Source organism: Candidatus Fonsibacter ubiquis, from assembly GCF_002688585.1.
In the GTDB taxonomy this organism is placed as follows: Bacteria; Pseudomonadota; Alphaproteobacteria; order Pelagibacterales; family Pelagibacteraceae; genus Fontibacterium; species Fontibacterium commune.
Window position 1 is genome coordinate 736,589 of sequence record NZ_CP024034.1, and the last position, 15,833, is coordinate 752,421.

Annotated in this window: 16 protein-coding genes; 6 read left to right on the forward strand and 10 right to left on the reverse strand. The window is 31.8% G+C overall.

Annotated elements, in window-relative coordinates; translation table 11 throughout:
* Nucleotides 1–27: 27 nt before the first annotated feature.
* Nucleotides 28–771: an SDR family oxidoreductase gene (locus CR143_RS04060; RefSeq protein ID WP_099340558.1), complete on the reverse strand. Its 744-nt coding sequence runs from the start codon at nt 769–771 to the stop codon at nt 28–30.
* A 39-nt stretch (nt 772–810) separates the two neighbouring features.
* On the opposite strand from CR143_RS04060, the gene CR143_RS04065 reads away from it, so the two are divergent.
* On the forward strand, nt 811–1,599 hold the full coding sequence (locus tag CR143_RS04065; protein WP_099340559.1) for a putative hydro-lyase: 789 nt from the start codon (nt 811–813) through the stop codon (nt 1,597–1,599).
* Here the strand turns inward: CR143_RS04065 and CR143_RS04070 are convergent.
* The 4 genes from CR143_RS04070 to CR143_RS04085 are packed head-to-tail and all read right to left on the reverse strand — an operon-like array spanning nt 1,596 to nt 4,907.
* Nucleotides 1,596–2,303 (reverse strand): ABC transporter ATP-binding protein, encoded by a 708-nt coding sequence (locus tag CR143_RS04070; RefSeq protein ID WP_099341007.1) that lies wholly within the window; start codon nt 2,301–2,303, stop codon nt 1,596–1,598. The genes CR143_RS04065 and CR143_RS04070 overlap by 4 nt on opposite strands.
* Nucleotides 2,293–3,018 (reverse strand): ABC transporter ATP-binding protein, encoded by a 726-nt coding sequence (locus tag CR143_RS04075; RefSeq protein ID WP_099340560.1) that lies wholly within the window; start codon nt 3,016–3,018, stop codon nt 2,293–2,295. The genes CR143_RS04070 and CR143_RS04075 overlap by 11 nt, the downstream gene beginning before the upstream one ends.
* Nucleotides 3,015–4,037 carry a branched-chain amino acid ABC transporter permease gene (locus tag CR143_RS04080; RefSeq protein WP_099340561.1) on the reverse strand — a complete coding sequence of 341 codons (1,023 nt, stop codon included), beginning with the start codon at nt 4,035–4,037 and terminating at the stop codon, nt 3,015–3,017. The genes CR143_RS04075 and CR143_RS04080 overlap by 4 nt, the downstream gene beginning before the upstream one ends.
* 3 nt (nt 4,038–4,040) lie before the next feature.
* Nucleotides 4,041–4,907 carry a branched-chain amino acid ABC transporter permease gene (locus tag CR143_RS04085; RefSeq protein WP_099340562.1) on the reverse strand — a complete coding sequence of 289 codons (867 nt, stop codon included), beginning with the start codon at nt 4,905–4,907 and terminating at the stop codon, nt 4,041–4,043.
* Between the two features lie 64 nt (nt 4,908–4,971).
* Between CR143_RS04085 and CR143_RS04090 the strand changes: the two genes are divergently transcribed.
* The gene (locus CR143_RS04090) at nt 4,972–6,237 is read left to right on the forward strand and encodes an ABC transporter substrate-binding protein (RefSeq protein ID WP_099340563.1); all 1,266 of its coding nucleotides are present in this window, start codon (nt 4,972–4,974) and stop codon (nt 6,235–6,237) included.
* A gap of 57 nt (nt 6,238–6,294) precedes the next feature.
* Here the strand turns inward: CR143_RS04090 and CR143_RS04095 are convergent, their stop codons facing one another.
* A complete protein-coding gene (locus CR143_RS04095) occupies nt 6,295–7,068 on the reverse strand; it encodes a LamB/YcsF family protein (protein ID WP_099340564.1) in 774 nt (257 codons plus the stop codon).
* Between the two features lie 50 nt (nt 7,069–7,118).
* On the opposite strand from CR143_RS04095, the gene pxpB reads away from it, so the two are divergent.
* Together pxpB and CR143_RS04105 are read left to right on the forward strand one after the other, a co-directional pair.
* Nucleotides 7,119–7,796, forward strand: a complete 678-nt coding sequence (gene pxpB / locus CR143_RS04100) for a 5-oxoprolinase subunit PxpB (protein ID WP_099340565.1) — start codon at nt 7,119–7,121, stop codon at nt 7,794–7,796.
* On the forward strand, nt 7,796–8,752 hold the full coding sequence (locus CR143_RS04105; protein ID WP_099340566.1) for a 5-oxoprolinase subunit C family protein: 957 nt from the start codon (nt 7,796–7,798) through the stop codon (nt 8,750–8,752). The genes pxpB and CR143_RS04105 overlap by 1 nt, the downstream gene beginning before the upstream one ends.
* 9 nt (nt 8,753–8,761) lie before the next feature.
* On the opposite strand, the gene acnA is transcribed toward CR143_RS04105, so the two are convergent.
* From acnA to CR143_RS04125, 4 genes are read right to left on the reverse strand one after another with little or no spacing between them, the layout of a single operon-like run.
* Nucleotides 8,762–11,425, reverse strand: coding sequence for an aconitate hydratase AcnA (gene acnA / locus CR143_RS04110; protein ID WP_099340567.1), 2,664 nt, complete (start codon nt 11,423–11,425; stop codon nt 8,762–8,764).
* 15 nt (nt 11,426–11,440) lie between these two features.
* On the reverse strand, nt 11,441–11,782 hold the full coding sequence (locus CR143_RS04115; protein ID WP_204524589.1) for a DUF1850 domain-containing protein: 342 nt from the start codon (nt 11,780–11,782) through the stop codon (nt 11,441–11,443).
* Between the two features lie 43 nt (nt 11,783–11,825).
* Complete coding sequence (locus CR143_RS04120; protein WP_099340569.1) at nt 11,826–13,913, reverse strand: TRAP transporter permease; 2,088 nt, start codon at nt 13,911–13,913, stop codon at nt 11,826–11,828.
* Between the two features lie 19 nt (nt 13,914–13,932).
* The gene (locus CR143_RS04125; RefSeq protein WP_099340570.1) at nt 13,933–14,874 is read right to left on the reverse strand and encodes a TAXI family TRAP transporter solute-binding subunit; all 942 of its coding nucleotides are present in this window, start codon (nt 14,872–14,874) and stop codon (nt 13,933–13,935) included.
* A 160-nt stretch (nt 14,875–15,034) separates the two neighbouring features.
* Between CR143_RS04125 and msrB the strand changes: the two genes are divergently transcribed.
* Both msrB and CR143_RS04135 read left to right on the forward strand, forming a co-directional pair.
* Nucleotides 15,035–15,436, forward strand: coding sequence for a peptide-methionine (R)-S-oxide reductase MsrB (gene msrB / locus CR143_RS04130; protein ID WP_099340571.1), 402 nt, complete (start codon nt 15,035–15,037; stop codon nt 15,434–15,436).
* 4 nt (nt 15,437–15,440) lie between these two features.
* Nucleotides 15,441–15,833, forward strand: coding sequence for a PaaI family thioesterase (locus CR143_RS04135; RefSeq protein ID WP_204524590.1), 393 nt, complete (start codon nt 15,441–15,443; stop codon nt 15,831–15,833).

Here is a 15,833-nt window from a genome sequence, read left to right on the forward strand (position 1 = left end):
TTTTAAGGGTGTATGTGAATACTTTAGTTAAATGGTCATTCCACCGTCTAATGAATATACAACCCCTGTAGAGAATGCAGACTCATCGCTCGCTAAATAAGCCGCGAGTGCAGCTACCTCTTCTGGCTTTCCTAATCTTCCCATCGGCTGTCTATCAATAAAGTCTTTTCTAGCTTTGACTGGATCTTTGAATGCATTCACTCGATCTTCCCAAGAGGGGGTATGAACAGTTCCTGGGGCGATCGCATTGCATCTAATGTTATATTTTAAAAAATCAACTGCTATTGATTTTGTAAGACCTATAACAGCAGCTTTGGTCGCTCCATATACAAATCGATCTTTTACTCCTTTAATACTTGATACAACAGATGCCATATTTATTATAACTCCAGACTTTTGATCAATCATTTTTGGGATAATACCTTTAATCATTAAATACATTGATCGGACATTAACATTGAAAGAAAAATCCCAATCTTTTTCTTCACACTCAAGTATAGTTCCGTTATGTACAAAACCAACACAATTAAAAAGAATATCAATTTTTGAAATATTATTACAAAATTTCTTCACATCGTTGGCATTTGTTGAGTCTAGTGTATGAATTTTTATTTTAGGATACTGTTTAGAAAGCTCTTCTAGTTTATGACTTCTATTTATATCAGTTGCAATAACATTAGCACCTTCATTTAAAAAACGAATAGCTGTTTCCCTCCCAATCCCTTGACCAGCTGCAGTTATAATTACACTTTTATTTTCTAATCTTTTCATCTAAATTAAACTTGTAATTAAATTTTTTTATAAAATTAAATGTTAAATATCACAGATCCCGTCGAAGCAAGAAAAATTATAAGAGCTGATAAATATGATAAACAAACTGCTGGTATCGCCGGGAAATATGTACAAGGAAATCTCTGTATCTTGCCAAGTAAATACGCAATCGACTTTGCAGCCTTTTGTCAGAAAAATCCTAAACCATGTCCGCTAATTGGTTTTGGAACTAAAGGAAATCCTTATTTAAAAGATCTAGGTGATATTGATATTAGAACTGATGTGCCAAAATACAGAATTTGGAAAAATGGTGAAATTATTGATGAACCTTGTAACATTAAAAAATATTGGAATGACGATCTAGTTGTCTTTGTTTTAGGTTGCTCTATGTCATTTGAATTACCTTTAATGGAAGCTGGAATTGAAATGCAGCATATAAAAAACAACACAACTGTGCCTATGTATAAAACGAATATAGATTGCGAACCAGCAGGTCCTTTTAAAGGAAAACTAGTTGTTTCGATGAGACCTTTAAATGCAGAAGATACGATCAAAGCAATTCAAATTTCATCAAGATTTCCAGCTGTTCATGGAGCGCCTGTGCACTTAGGTGAGCCTGGTCAAATAGGAATAAAAAATATTATGAAACCCGAGTATGGTGACCCGCCTAGGGCAATTAAAAATAATGAAATTCCAGTATTTTGGGCATGTGGAGTTACTCCCCAGTCCGTAGTTGAAAATTGTAAGCCTGAATTTTGTATAACTCACAAACCAGGAGCAATGTTAATTACTGATAAATTAAATAGCAGTCTTGCGGCAATAAACTAGGACCCTAAAAAAACTCTTTTTAATTCTTTGCTATTAATTAGGTCATTTGAGGCTCCATCAATTACAAGCCTTCCGCTTTCAAGAACATAGCCCCTTTGCGCCATACTTAAAGCTAATCTTACATTTTGTTCTACAAATAAAATAGAAATTCCTCGCTCTGCGATTTTTTTAAAAATTAACTTTAAATCTTCAATAACTAATGGAGCAAGTCCAAGGAAAGGCTCGTCGACCATAAGTAATTTTGGCATTCCCATCAATCCTCTACCAATCGCTAACATTTGTTGTTCACCCCCGGACATAGTATTTGCAATTTGATTTGAACGATCCTTTAATTTTGGAAAAAAATTGTAAATATCTTGTAATGATTTTTCTCTTTCAGTCTTTGCTTTTTCATGATAAGCGCCAAGTAATAAATTTTGCAAAACTGTTAAATACGGAAACACTCTTCGTCTTTCTAAGACGTGTGAAATTCCAACACCAACTCTTTGATAAGTTTCATATTTATTAATTTGAATTTTATTAAAATTTATTTCTCCACTTTTTATTTTTATCAAACCACTAATACTATTGAGGATAGTACTTTTTCCTGATCCATTAGGGCCAAGCAATGCTACTATTTCACCCTCTTTTACATTTAAAGAAACATTCCAAATGACTTGGTAATCATCATACGCAACATCAATATTTTTTATATTAAGCAGCATCAATAGTTCCTAGGTAAGCATCTATTACTTGTGTATTTTGACTAATATTTTTTGGCGTATCAAATGCAATTCTTTTTCCCTGATTGAGAGCAAGAATTCTATCTGAAATATCCATGATAATTTTCATGTTATGCTCAATCGTTACAACAGTTATTCCATTTTTTTTTAATTTTAGAACTAATTCAACAAGACCAGGAATAGTTCTTTGATCAACTCCTCCAGTAACCTCATCCATAAGTAATAATTTAGGATCTGTTGCCAAAGCTCTTGCAAGTTCTAAACGTTTACGTTGTCCGGTTGAAAGTTCTTTTGCGTAATGGTGTCTTTTTTCAATTAAATCAACAAAATCAATAATTTCTAAAGCTTTGTCGCGCGCAACTTTTAAATTTTTTTCTTTTACTAACGCGCCGACAATTACATTTTCTAATAAAGTCTGATCAGCAAAAGGTTTTAGTTTTTGAAAAGTTCGACCGACTCCTAATCTACAAATTAGATCCGGTCTAATATTTGTTATATTTTTATCTCTTAATATAACCTGACCTTTGTCTGATTTTGTAAATCCAGTAATAAGATCGAATAAGGTAGATTTACCTGCTCCATTTGGACCAATAACTCCTAAAATCTCTCCTTCGTTAACATCAAATGTAATATCGCTATTTGCATGAATTCCCCCAAATGATCTACTCAGATTTTCAACTTTTAGTAAATTACTCATTTTACCTTTTCTCTTTCTCTAAAAGATCTTGGAATTAATGAAACAATTCCTGAGGGTCTAAATATACAAATTAAAATAATTAAAATTCCATAAATAATTAAATCTATAGATCGTCCGGTACCGCCAAAATAAATTCTAGAAAATTCAGAAATAGGAATTAAAATTGATGAACCGATAATAGGCCCCCAAATATTTCCAACCCCACCCATGACTGAAATTAATAATACTAAAATAGATATATCAGCACTAAAAGTATTATTAGGATCTATGATAAGAACATATTGCGCATATATACTTCCCATTGGAGCCATGATCATTGCAGAAATTATAAAAGCAATCACCTTATACTTAGATACATGAATACCTAAGCTTGATGCTGCTTCTGATTGATCTCTGATAGCTTTAAGTCGATAACCAAGTTTTGATCGGTTCAGTAACCAAACTAAAAAGAAGGTTATGATAAAAAAAACCAAAGTGATGTAATAGTATGCAACTTTATTTTTATGAAATTGCATTGAAAGCCAAGGACTATCTCGGTTTATAGGTACATATAAACCTGCGGATGCACCAACTTCAGGCCACCTTTGAAAAATAACTTGAAAACTTATTCCAATTAATAAAGTTGCTATTGCAAAATAATGTCCTTTTAATCTTAACATCGGCACTCCAATTAACAATGCAATGAATGCAGAAATTGCAATTCCAATTATAATTCCAAACCAAGGCGTAATTTGAAATTTTGTATAAAAATATCCAGATGCATAAGCGCCAATACCAAAAAAGATTGCATGCCCAAGACTAATTTGTCCAGAAAATCCAGCAAGTACATTCCATGATTGGGACATAACCGCGTGCATAAAAATCATCATCAATAGATGAAGAGCAAATTTAGATGGGGAAATGAAAGGATATAAAAATAACCCTAAAACGACTATACCAATTATTATTAGTGAATTTTTGTTAAAATAATTTAAAGGTTCATTTTTAGCTTGCAACAACTCTTTGGAAATTAAGTTCATATTTTAATATCTTCCAAAGATTCCTTGTGGTCTTAATATTACTACTAATAAATAAACGGCAAAAACATAGAGTAGTTTATAAGAGGGATCGATCAATAAACCTCCCACAGACTCAACAATTCCAATTATTACTCCTGCAATCAAACTTCCATTGATACTTCCAAAACCTCCTAAAGCTACAGCAACAAAGGCAAATAAAGAAAAATTCACTCCTACATCTGGAAAAACATAATAATAATTTGACAACATCGAACCAGCAACTGCTACACAACTTAGACCAATAGCCCAACCCAATGCGAACATTTTATTTGAGGGTATTCCTAAAATTTCTGCAGCTTGTCTATCTTGAGAAGTTGCTTGTAAGGCAGTTCCTGTTTCAGTTTTAGTTACAAATAAATATAATAAAATAAATGCAAATAAGCAGACAAAACTTGCAAATAATTGAGGGTAACCAATAAAAACTCCGTAGACTTCAAACTTTCCTTGAATGATTGGATTTTTTATTGTTCTAAAGTCAGGTGTAAAAAAAAATTGCGCTAAAGCTCTTATTGTTACAGCAAGTCCAAAGGTTGCACAAATTTGGATTAACATAGTTGAATTCAAAATTTTTCGAATAATAAAATAGTGAGTAAATACTCCTAAAAAAGCCATTAAAATAATAGTCAGTGGTATTGAAAATATTGGATCAATTCCAAATAACATCCAAAACCAAAATGTTGAAAACATTGAAAGCATTAAATGATCTCCGTGAGCAAAATTTACAATTTCCATTAATCCGAAAATTAAACTTAGCCCCGCAGCAATTAATGCGTAAATTAAACCCATTAAAATTCCACTTATAATTGCTTGAAATATTACTTGTGAAGTCATTTATGATTTTATTTACTTAATTTAAAATAAGTGGTTAACTTAATTAAAATAATAAAGGAAATCTATGAAAATAAAAATAACAAGTTTTTTATTTGCTTCAATTTTTGCATTCAGTTCATTATTTGCAAATATTGTAAAAGCAAATGAAGTTAAAATTGGAGTACTTCTTCCGCTAACAGGACCAGTTGCACAAATTGGTCTTGATGCAAAAGCTGCTATCGAAACTGCGGTTGATATTATAAACAATAAAACTGATCTTAACATTCCGCTAGCAAAAACTGAAGGTTTACCAGGACTTAAAGGTGCAAAAATTAAAGTTGTAATTGTCGATCACCAAGGAAAACCTGAGATAGGCCAAGGCGAAGCTGAAAGATTAATTAATAACGAAAAAGTACATGCGCTTTTTGGTGCTTATTTTTCAGGTGTAACAGCAACTTCAAGTCTTGTGGCTGAGAGAGCTGGAATACCATTTGTTAATGGCTCATCATCTTCTCCTGCTTTAACAGAGAGAGGTCTTAAATATTTCTTTAGAGTAAGTCCGCATGACGGCCAGTTTACCAAGTTAATGTTTGATTTCTTAGATGAATTTCAAAAGAAAAAGAATATAAAAATATCTTCAGCAAGTATTCTTCATGAAGATTCAGCTTTTGGTACAGACAGTGCAACGACACAAGAAAAGTTTATTAACGATAAGAAATATAAGTTATTAGACAAAATTACATATAATGCCAAAGCAACTTCATTAAGTTCTGAAGTACAAAAGTTAAAAGCATCTAATGCGGACCTTTTGTTACCATCATCATATACTGCTGATACTTATTTGTTTTTAAAAACAGCTAAGGAATTAGATTATAATCCTAAAATGCTTTTAGCACAAAATGCTGGTTACACAGACCCTGCATTTGTCTCTACTGCAGGAAAAGATGCTGAAGGAGCTATTACAAGATCACCATACAATGATGACCTTGCAAAAAGAATCCCAAATCTATCCAAGGTAAATGAGCTTTTTAAGAAAAAATCTAATGGACGAGATTTATCAGATGTTCCAGCTAGAGAATTTACTGCATTTATGGTTTTAGCAGATGCAATTAACAGAGCTGGATCAACTAATCCTGATAAAATTAGAGATGCATTAATTAAAACAAATATCCCTGCAAAGGATCTGATTGTTCCTTACGAAGGAGTTAGATTCGATGCAAAAGGTCAAAATGAACTTCAAAGAGGTATTTTGATGCAAGTACAAAATGGTAAATATTGTACAATTTATCCATTCACATTTGCAGCCTGCGAAGTGAAATACCCAATGCCAACTTGGGCACAAAAAAAATAATTAATTATTTTTAATAAATTAAGGGGCGGTTTTAATTAACCGTCCCTTTTTTTTTGATCAGTTTATTTTTTTTAATTTATCCAAAGATTTCAATTGAAAACCGTTTTTAATTAAGATGTCACGCAAATACCTAGCATTATCTACTGCAGTTTTTTCATCGCCGTGAACACAAATTGAATCAATGTCACATTTGATCTGTTTTCCAGAATAGCAATTTAAAGCCTGATTTTCTAACATCTTAAGAACATGTTTTGCAGATTCTTCTCTATCTAAGATCATTGCATTAGGTTTTGATCTTGAAACAAGATAACCATTATCTTCGTAGTTTCTGTCCGCAAATACCTCGCATGCAATTCTTAACTTTAAGTCTCTCCCAGCTTTTTCCATTTCTGTATGTGCATTAACTAAAAAAATAATATTTGGATCAAATTGTCTAATTGCTTTTGCAATAGTCATTGACAATTCATAATTCTCGCAGGCAGTATTACTTAGAGCTCCATGGGGTTTTACGTGGGTTACTTTCATTTTTAACTTATCAGCAGCTATACTTAAAATTTCACATTGATCGATAATAAGTTTAGTAACTTCCTCTGAAGAAATATTCATTCTCTTTCTGCCAAAATTTTCTCTATCCAAGTAAGATGGGTGCGATCCAATACTAACACCATTATCTTTAGATATTCTAATTGTCTTTTTCATCGTTTCTTCATCTCCTGCGTGATAACCGCAAGCAATATTTGCAGAATTTACTATTTTTAATAAGGCAGGATCATTTTCTGTAGAATGAAACTTTGAACTTTCACCAAGATCACTATTAATATTTACTTCCATTATATTTCGCTTTTGCTAATTTAAAATTTCTTAAAGTTTATACAATATCCATGATAAAAAAAATAACTAATATCAGCGATCAAGGGATCATTTGTGATTTTGGTGAAGAGGTAAATAAAGATATTAATAAAAAAGTTATTAACCTTTTTAACTATCTTAAAGAAAAAAGTAATAAAAACGAAATTAAAGGTATCTACAATATTATTCCATCCTACAATAAACTAGTTGTACATTTTGATTTGGAAATAAATAACTCTCATAAAATTAAAGAAATAATTTCAACTATTGATCTTAAAAAATTAAACACAACTCAATCAGGCAAAAACTGGACTATTCCTGTTTGTTATGATGATGAATTTGCGCTTGATTTAGAGAATTTAACTAACTCGCTAAAATTATCTAAGGAGGAAATTATTAAATCTCATCTGGAAACTGAATTTTATGTATACATGATAGGTTTTATGCCAGGTCATCCCTATATGGGTGATCTTGATAAAAAATTATTTACCGGCCGACTTCAGTCACCCAGAGTTCAAGTACCCATTGGCTCTGTTGCGATTGCAGAAAAATTTTGCATCGTTTACCCTTATCTTAGTCCTGGAGGATGGAACATTATTGGCAGAACTTCTGTTAAGTTATTTGATACTAAAAATCTTACAAACCCATGTTTGTTTTCACCCGGAGACACAATAAAATTTAAAAAAGTTAATAAATCAGAATTAAAATAATGGAACAAAGTTATTTTGAAGTTTTAAGACCAGGCATTAATTCAACATTTCAAGATAGAGGAAGATTTGGTGTGCAGTATATGGGGCTAGCTCCAGGTGGCGCTATGGATTACCAATCTTTTCTGCTTTCTAATGTTTTATTAAACAATGAAAAAAATACTGGAACAATAGAATTTGCTTACCAAGGTCCTTTGCTAAAATTAATAAAAGGTAAAACTAAAATTGCAATTACGGGAAATGTTTTTTTTAAAATATATTCTCAAAAAGGAGAAGTAATTGGTGAAACTTACCGCACGTATGATCTAAATGAAGGTGATCAATTAGACATTCTTGCAACAAAATCCTCTGTTTATGGGTATTTAAGTATTGAAGGAGGTTTTAAATTAAATAAATTTTGCGGATCCGTTTCATCTCAACCTCGAGCATTTATTGGTCCTAACGATGGAAAAAAAATTGAATTAAAAGATAAAATCTTAATTATTAAAAACTCCGAAACTAAAGAAAATAAAATAATAAGAAATATTAAATTTGAAGAAAAAAAAATATTTAGCGTGCTTCCTGGCCCACAATTTCATTACTTTAGTGCGGCTTCTAAAAAAGAATTTTTTTCAACACCCTATTTAATCACTAAACAAACTGACAGAATGGGAATGAGAGTTTTGGGAAAAAGTTTAGAAAACTTAGTTAATTCCAATATTCCTTCCGAAGGTATTATAAAAGGAGCAATTCAAGTTCCAGGAGATGGAAATCCAATTATACTTCTATCTGATCATCCAACAACGGGTGGATACCCAAAAGTTGGTTCAATTATTTCTTCTGATTATGATGACTTAATACAACAAAATTCAAATAAAGAAATTTTCTTCCAACTTGTAACATTAGAAGCTGCAGAGCAACAATTTGCACTATATGTAGAAAAAATAAAAAGAAAGATTGCAAATATCGAAAAGATATAATTAAAAAATTTAAGCCATATTTCTTAAAACGTACTGAAGAATGCCACCATGTTTATAATATTCAGTTTCATTATCAGTATCGATTCTTGAAAGAACATTAATTTTTTTAGAACTTCCGTCTTCAAATAAGAACTCTACAGTTACTTCTTCTCTAGGTTTTAGGCCTTTTTCAACATTTAGAATATTTATAATTTCAGATCCTTTTAAATTTAAGGTCTTTCTCGAATATCCCTCTTTAAATTGAAGAGGTAAAATTCCCATGCCAACTAAATTAGATCTATGAATTCTTTCAAAGCTTTCAGCAATCACTGCTTTAACCCCTAAAAGTTTGGTGCCTTTTGCAGCCCAGTCACGAGATGATCCTGTTCCATATTCTTTACCTGCAATTACAACAAGGTCCACTTTCCTTTTTTGGTATTCCATAGAAGCGTCAAATACTGGCATTACTTTTTTATCAGGATGAAGCATAGTCACTCCTCCTTCTGTACCTGGCGCCATTTCATTTTTAATTCTGATATTAGCAAAAGTTCCTCTCATCATTACTTCATGATTTCCTCTTCTTGCTCCATAAGAGTTGAAATCTTTTTGAAGTACTTGATGCTCCATAAAATAATCTCCTGTGGGTCCAGATTTTTGAATAGATCCTGCTGGAGAAATATGATCCGTTGTTATTGAATCTGCTAAAATTAAAAGAGGCCTTGCGTTCTTAATTGCTTTAAATCCCTCCGGTTTGTCAGGTAAATTTTCAAAAAATGGAGGTCGCTTAACATAGGTTGATTTTTGATCCCAATCATAAATACTACTCGCAACTGTTTTAATTTTCTGCCAACTAGCTGGTCCTTCTGAAACATTATCATACCTCGATCTATACATCTGCGCCGTGATTGAAGTTAAGATTTTATCTGCAATTTCTTTATTTGAAGGCCAAATATCTTTTAAAAATACATCTTTGCCATTTTTATCTTTGCCAAGTGCATCCTTATAAAGATCAACCATCATCGAGCCTGCAATAGCATAAGCCACAACTAAAGGAGGTGATGCTAAATAATTTGCTTTTACTTGTGGATGAACTCTTCCTTCAAAATTTCTATTTCCTGATAGAACTGAGGCAACATATAATTCACCTTTTATAATTGAATTACTAATATTATCATTCAATGGTCCAGAATTTCCAATACAAGTCGTACAACCATAGCCAACTAAATTAAAACCTAATTGATTTAGATAGGTATCAAGTCCAGCTTTTTCTAAATAATCTGTAACTACTTTTGAACCTGGCGCAAGTGAGGTTTTAACCCAAGGCTTAGAAGACAATCCTTTTTCAATTGCTTTTTTAGCAAGAAGTCCTGCAGCAATTAAAACGCTAGGGTTAGAAGTATTTGTACAAGATGTGATTGCGGCAATGACAATATTTCCATCTTTTAATTTATAATTTGCATTTTCAACTGGATATTCTTTTAAAGCTGTTCTTTTTATAGTTTCTTTAAAATTTTTATCAAAATCTTTTGCAGCATCTGTTAATAACACTTTATCCTGAGGGCGTTTTGGTCCTGCAATTGTTGGCGCCACTGTGCTCACATCTAGGCTTAAAGTATCAGTAAATACCATGCCAGAACTAGTCCATAGTCCCTGCTCTTTTGCATAAACTTCTATAAGTTTAATTAAATCTTTATCTCTTCCAGTAAATTCTAAATATTTTAATGTCTCTTCATCAATTGGAAAAAATCCACAAGTCGCACCGTATTCCGGAGCCATGTTTGCTATAGTTGCTCTATCTGCTAAAGATAAATTTTTTAAACCCTCGCCATAAAACTCGACAAATTTTCCAACTACGCCTTTTTTTCTTAACATTTGTGTAACTGTTAAAACTAAATCTGTTGCAGTTGTGCCTTCTGGTAATTTTCCTTTAACTTCAAATCCAACAACCTCAGGAATTAACATAGAAATAGGCTGTCCCAACATTACAGCCTCAGCTTCAATTCCTCCAACTCCCCAACCTAAAACAGAAAGACCATTTACCATTGTTGTGTGACTATCAGTGCCCACTAAAGTATCTGGATAAGCAGTCAATTCTCCATTCATTTCAGATGACCAGACTACTTTTGATAAATATTCTAAATTAACTTGATGACAAATTCCTGTGCCTGGAGGTACCACTTTAAAATTATCAAATGCTTGCTGTCCCCATTTTAAAAAAGAATATCTTTCCCCATTTCTTGAAAATTCTTTTTCAACATTTAAATCAAATGAATCTTTATTGGCATAATTATCAACCATCACAGAATGGTCTATTACTAAGTCTACTTGTGATAATGGATTAATTTTTTTTGGATCTTTATTCTTTGCCTTAACTGCATCACGCATTGCCGCTAGATCTGCAACTGCTGGAATTCCTGTATAATCCTGCATTAAAACTCGAGCGGGACGATATGCAATTTCAGTATCTGAAGTTTTATTATTTAACCAACTTTGAATAGCATTAATCTGTGTTTTATCTACTGTGCTGTTATCTTCATAACGGAGTAAATTTTCTAATAAAACTTTAAGAGACTTTGGTAGTTTACTTATATCTTTAAGTCCATTCTTCTCAGCCTCTGTAAGGCTGTAAATTACATAATCTTTTCCATTAACTTTGATTGTTTTTTTTGATTTAAAAGAATTAACTTTGCTCATAAATAAATTCGCACATTATTTACTATCACAAACATATAACTTCAACGGATTATTTTTATTGTTAGGTAGCTCAAAACATTCTCCCTTAAAACATATTTTCCAATTCTCTATGTTAGCACTAGATGTGGCAAGAATAATCTCATTTTGTTGAATATTTTTTGGTTTATAAACCCACCAACCGTTAACTAATTTGGAATTTTCGGGTGGTTCCATTCCTGCGCCCGATCCTTTTATTCTGGCCTCTATAATTTCAAATTTATTATTTACAATCTTCCAGTCTTCTTGCCATTGAACTTTTTCAACAGAATGGGACCAACTTAGAGTGAATAATGAAACTGCATAGCTGGCTATTTTCAAACTCGATGCAACACAAAGGGACACGTATTATAATTATAAATTATTAAGTATTTATTTTTTTTTTATTAAACCAGCAATAAATTAAAATAACTGCAATTAAAAAAAATGCAATTTGATCAGTCAAAGGCAATGTTATAACTAAAAGAAAAGGAACTAAAAAAGTTACAAACCTTTCAAAAAAATTTAAATCTTTATGATAGTAACCAATAACTGTTATTCCCCAAAATAAAATTGCAAGTATGACTTTAATGCAAATATAAAAAACTGAAAAAATATAGTTTAATAAATTGTTTCCATCGTAACCTTGTAGCATTAATTCTGGAGAATAAACTGCCATATAAGGAATGACAAATCCTGCCATTGCAACTTTGATTGCTTCGAATGAAATTTTAAGTCCGCTTTCCTTTGCAATTGGCGCTGCAGCAAAACATGCAAGAGCAACAGGTGGTGTTAGGTCAGCCATTATTCCAAAATAAAATACAAACATATGACTAACTATTAAAGGCACGCCTAATTTTAATAATGCTGGAGCTACCACTGCGGATGTAATGATATAATTTGGGATCGTTGGTATTCCCATTCCAAGTATAAGACTTATAAACATTGTAAGAACTAGTGATAAAAAGATACTAGTTTTTCCAACATCTATTACTAATCCAGCAATACTACTTGCAATTCCTGTTAAAGTAAGAGTGCCAATTATTATTCCAACTACTGCACAAGCGACTCCAACTGGAAGTGCAGTTTTTGCTCCTTCTGCAAGTGCGTCTCTACAAGACAAAAGTGTTTCCCTTCCACCTTTTGAAAAAAAATTCCAAAGAAGTAAAATTACTAAAATAATTTTTATAACATCCGCTCCTAACTTAAAGAATAATGAGGCTGTAAAACCTAAGATTATCCAAAATATTATTTTTATTATTTTTGATGAAAATCCTAATGCAATTGAACTACCTAAAATAAGAAAAGCAGTTAATATAAGTCCAATGCTACCTGAGTAAAGTGGTGTATAACCTGCAAATAGTAAATAAATTAAAACCAATAAAGGTAAAACTAAAAACCATTTTTCTTTTATTGCTTTAATTGCAGATGGTAATTCATTTTTTGGAAGTCCTATAAGATTTCTTTTTGAAGCTTCTAAGTGAACCATCCAAAACGCCGAAAAATAATATAGTAGAGCTGGAATTATTGCAGCTTTTACAATTTCGAAATATTCAACACCTAAAGTTTCGGCCATTATGAATGCAACAGCGCCCATAACAGGGGGCATTATTTGTCCACCCATTGACGCTGTGGCCTCGACTCCTCCAGCAAATGCGGAGCGATATCCAAATTTTTTCATTAAAGGAATTGTAAATTGACCAGTAGTTACAACATTTGCAACTCCAGAGCCCGAAATTGTTCCCATTAATCCAGATGAAACAATTGAAACTTTAGCAGGTCCTCCTGTGGTATGGCCTACAGTACCAAGAGAAACGTCAGTAAATAATTTTATCATTCCAGCTCTCTCTAAAAAAGAACCAAATAAAATAAACAAAAAAATAAAAGTTGAAGAAACATAAGTTGGAACTCCATAAATACCTTCTGTTCCATAAGTCATATGTTCAATTACTGTTTTAAAATCATAGCCTCTATGTTGAAAAAGCCCCGAAAGATTATTGCCAAATAAACAATAAAGTAAAAAAACTCCGCAGATAATTGGTAATGCAATGCCCATTATGACCCAAGAAACTCCGAATACGACTACTAACGCAAGAACTCCAAATACAATATCCATTGGTATTGGATCTCCTGAGCGAAGAATAAGTGGTTTATACTCAATAATTTGATAGGTCGCCACAGCAACACTAACTAGTGCAATACACCAGCCAATAATTTTAAAAAATATATTTTTTTTTTTTATTGCTAAAACAAGAGGGAATCCTAAAAGTCCTAAAAAACCAACATGCACTGATCTTAAAATTTGACTAGGAACATCTATAATATGTGCTGCAGTTAATAATTGAAAACTAGAAAAAGCAATTGCTATATAAAATAATATCTTTCCTTCTAGATTGAGTGGAAATTTTTCTATAAGCGGATCAATTAACTCTACTGAAAGATTATTACCAGTAGAGTTAATTTTTTTATCCATAAACTAAAAAATTTTTAGTTTATTTTATTATTCCTTTTTCTTTAAAATATTTCTGAGCCCCAGGATGTAACGGAACTGGCATTCCAACTGTTGCCTTTTTTATATCAATATCTTTTGCAGCAGCATGTGCGGCGACTAATTCAGGTAAACTTTCAAATACTAATTTTGTCATTTGATAAACTGTTTCTGTTGAAACATCTTTATGTGTAACTAAAAAATTACCAATAGCAGCTGTTGAAACATTTTCTGCTTGACCTTTGTAAGTATTCGCCGGAATCACTCCCGTAATATATGGAGATCCTATTTTTTTAATTATATCAGGGGAGACAGAAACTACCACTACATCCACAGAATTTGCTAAATCTTTTAAGGATGCCACGCCAAGTCCAGCAGATTGAAGTGTAGCGTCAAGTTGTCTGTTTTTAATTAACTCAACTGACTCAGCAAAAGGAAGATATTCTGTTTTAGCAAGATCTTTGTAACTCATGCCTGCAGCAGTTAATATCGCTCTTGCATTTAGTTCTGTTCCAGATTTTGGCGCTCCTACAGAAACTCTTTTGCCCTTTAAATCAGCTATTGATTTAATATTTGAACCTTTAGCCGCAACTATTTGAACATAATTTGGGTAAATAGCAGCGATACCTCTTAATTTATCTAACTTACCTTTAAATCCGACTTCTTCATTTCCTTCCCAAGCAAATTTTAAGGAGTCCCCAAGAACAAAAGCTATCTCACCTTTTCCGTCTTGAAGTAAATTTAAATTTTCAACGGAAGCTTTTGTAGCTTGTACTTGTGTTTTTGAATTTTTTATTTTATCGCCATAGATTTTTTGTAAACTTACACCTAATGGATAATAAACACCTGAAGTTCCACCCGTTAAAATATTAATAAATTCGGCAGAATTTGAAGTGCTAACAGTCATTAAAAGTGCACATAAAATAGAAGATATTTTTTTTAACATATCTGACCTTTAAATTAGTTTGTGAAGTTATTAGATTATAAAAATTACTAAAAGACAATTACTTTTTGTTCAACTTGGAGTAGTATAAAAAATAAATCAAAAGATTATTCGCATAACTATTAAATTATTAAATTTTAATTAAGAATTAATTTCAAATTTTATGAAATATAAAATTAATAAATCTGAAACCGAATGGCAAAACATTTTGTCTGAAAGTGAATACAAGATTCTTCGTCAAGAAGGAACGGAACGTGCATTTACAAATATGCTTTGTAATGAAAATAGAGATGGTAATTATTATTGTAAAGGCTGCAATTCAAAATTATTTAGCTCTAAAATGAAATTTGACAGCGGTACAGGTTGGCCATCTTTTTTTGAATCGTATAAGAATGTTTTTGATACAAGCACAGATTATAAATTAATTTATCCTAGAACTGAATATCATTGCGCTAGATGTGGTGGTCATCATGGACATTTATTTGATGACGGTCCAGAACCCACAAATAAAAGATACTGCAATAATGGAACTGCTCTAAAGTTTGTTCCGGAAAAGGTAGATTAGTTATATGAGTATATCATCTGAAGTAAGCAAAAAAGGTTTTATAAAATATATTGGCGGTATTGAATTTAAAAAAATTTCGGAAAATAATTTTGAGTTTATATCAAAAGTTCAAAAATTTAATTTAAACTCCTCTGGTATAAGTCATGGTGGTTATTTAGCTTCAATTCTAGACAGTGGGATGGGTTCTGCTGCGCATAAGATAATTGATGAAGGAAAAAGATGCGTGACTATTTCTCTAGATATAAAATTTATTGGTACTTCTAAAGAAAATGATATCTTGATTGGTAAAGTAGTTATTAGTAAAAAAACTCAATCTCTGATTTTTGTAGAGGCAAAATTGTTTAATTCTGAACAAGTTATTGCAACTGCATGTGGAATTTGGAAAATCTTAAAATAA

What these genes read in the sequence shown, in the direction of transcription:
- CR143_RS04060 (WP_099340558.1), bottom strand. Translation starts at nt 771, where the DNA reads ATGAAAAGATTAGAAAATAAAAGTGTAATTATAACTGCAGCTGGTCAA.
- CR143_RS04065 (WP_099340559.1), top strand. Translation starts at nt 811, where the DNA reads ATGTTAAATATCACAGATCCCGTCGAAGCAAGAAAAATTATAAGAGCT.
- CR143_RS04070 (WP_099341007.1), bottom strand. Translation starts at nt 2,303, where the DNA reads ATGCTGCTTAATATAAAAAATATTGATGTTGCGTATGATGATTACCAA.
- CR143_RS04075 (WP_099340560.1), bottom strand. Translation starts at nt 3,018, where the DNA reads ATGAGTAATTTACTAAAAGTTGAAAATCTGAGTAGATCATTTGGGGGA.
- CR143_RS04080 (WP_099340561.1), bottom strand. Translation starts at nt 4,037, where the DNA reads ATGAACTTAATTTCCAAAGAGTTGTTGCAAGCTAAAAATGAACCTTTA.
- CR143_RS04085 (WP_099340562.1), bottom strand. Translation starts at nt 4,907, where the DNA reads ATGACTTCACAAGTAATATTTCAAGCAATTATAAGTGGAATTTTAATG.
- CR143_RS04090 (WP_099340563.1), top strand. Translation starts at nt 4,972, where the DNA reads ATGAAAATAAAAATAACAAGTTTTTTATTTGCTTCAATTTTTGCATTC.
- CR143_RS04095 (WP_099340564.1), bottom strand. Translation starts at nt 7,068, where the DNA reads ATGGAAGTAAATATTAATAGTGATCTTGGTGAAAGTTCAAAGTTTCAT.
- pxpB (WP_099340565.1), top strand. Translation starts at nt 7,119, where the DNA reads ATGATAAAAAAAATAACTAATATCAGCGATCAAGGGATCATTTGTGAT.
- CR143_RS04105 (WP_099340566.1), top strand. Translation starts at nt 7,796, where the DNA reads ATGGAACAAAGTTATTTTGAAGTTTTAAGACCAGGCATTAATTCAACA.
- acnA (WP_099340567.1), bottom strand. Translation starts at nt 11,425, where the DNA reads ATGAGCAAAGTTAATTCTTTTAAATCAAAAAAAACAATCAAAGTTAAT.
- CR143_RS04120 (WP_099340569.1), bottom strand. Translation starts at nt 13,913, where the DNA reads ATGGATAAAAAAATTAACTCTACTGGTAATAATCTTTCAGTAGAGTTA.
- CR143_RS04125 (WP_099340570.1), bottom strand. Translation starts at nt 14,874, where the DNA reads ATGTTAAAAAAAATATCTTCTATTTTATGTGCACTTTTAATGACTGTT.
- msrB (WP_099340571.1), top strand. Translation starts at nt 15,035, where the DNA reads ATGAAATATAAAATTAATAAATCTGAAACCGAATGGCAAAACATTTTG.
- CR143_RS04135 (WP_204524590.1), top strand. Translation starts at nt 15,441, where the DNA reads ATGAGTATATCATCTGAAGTAAGCAAAAAAGGTTTTATAAAATATATT.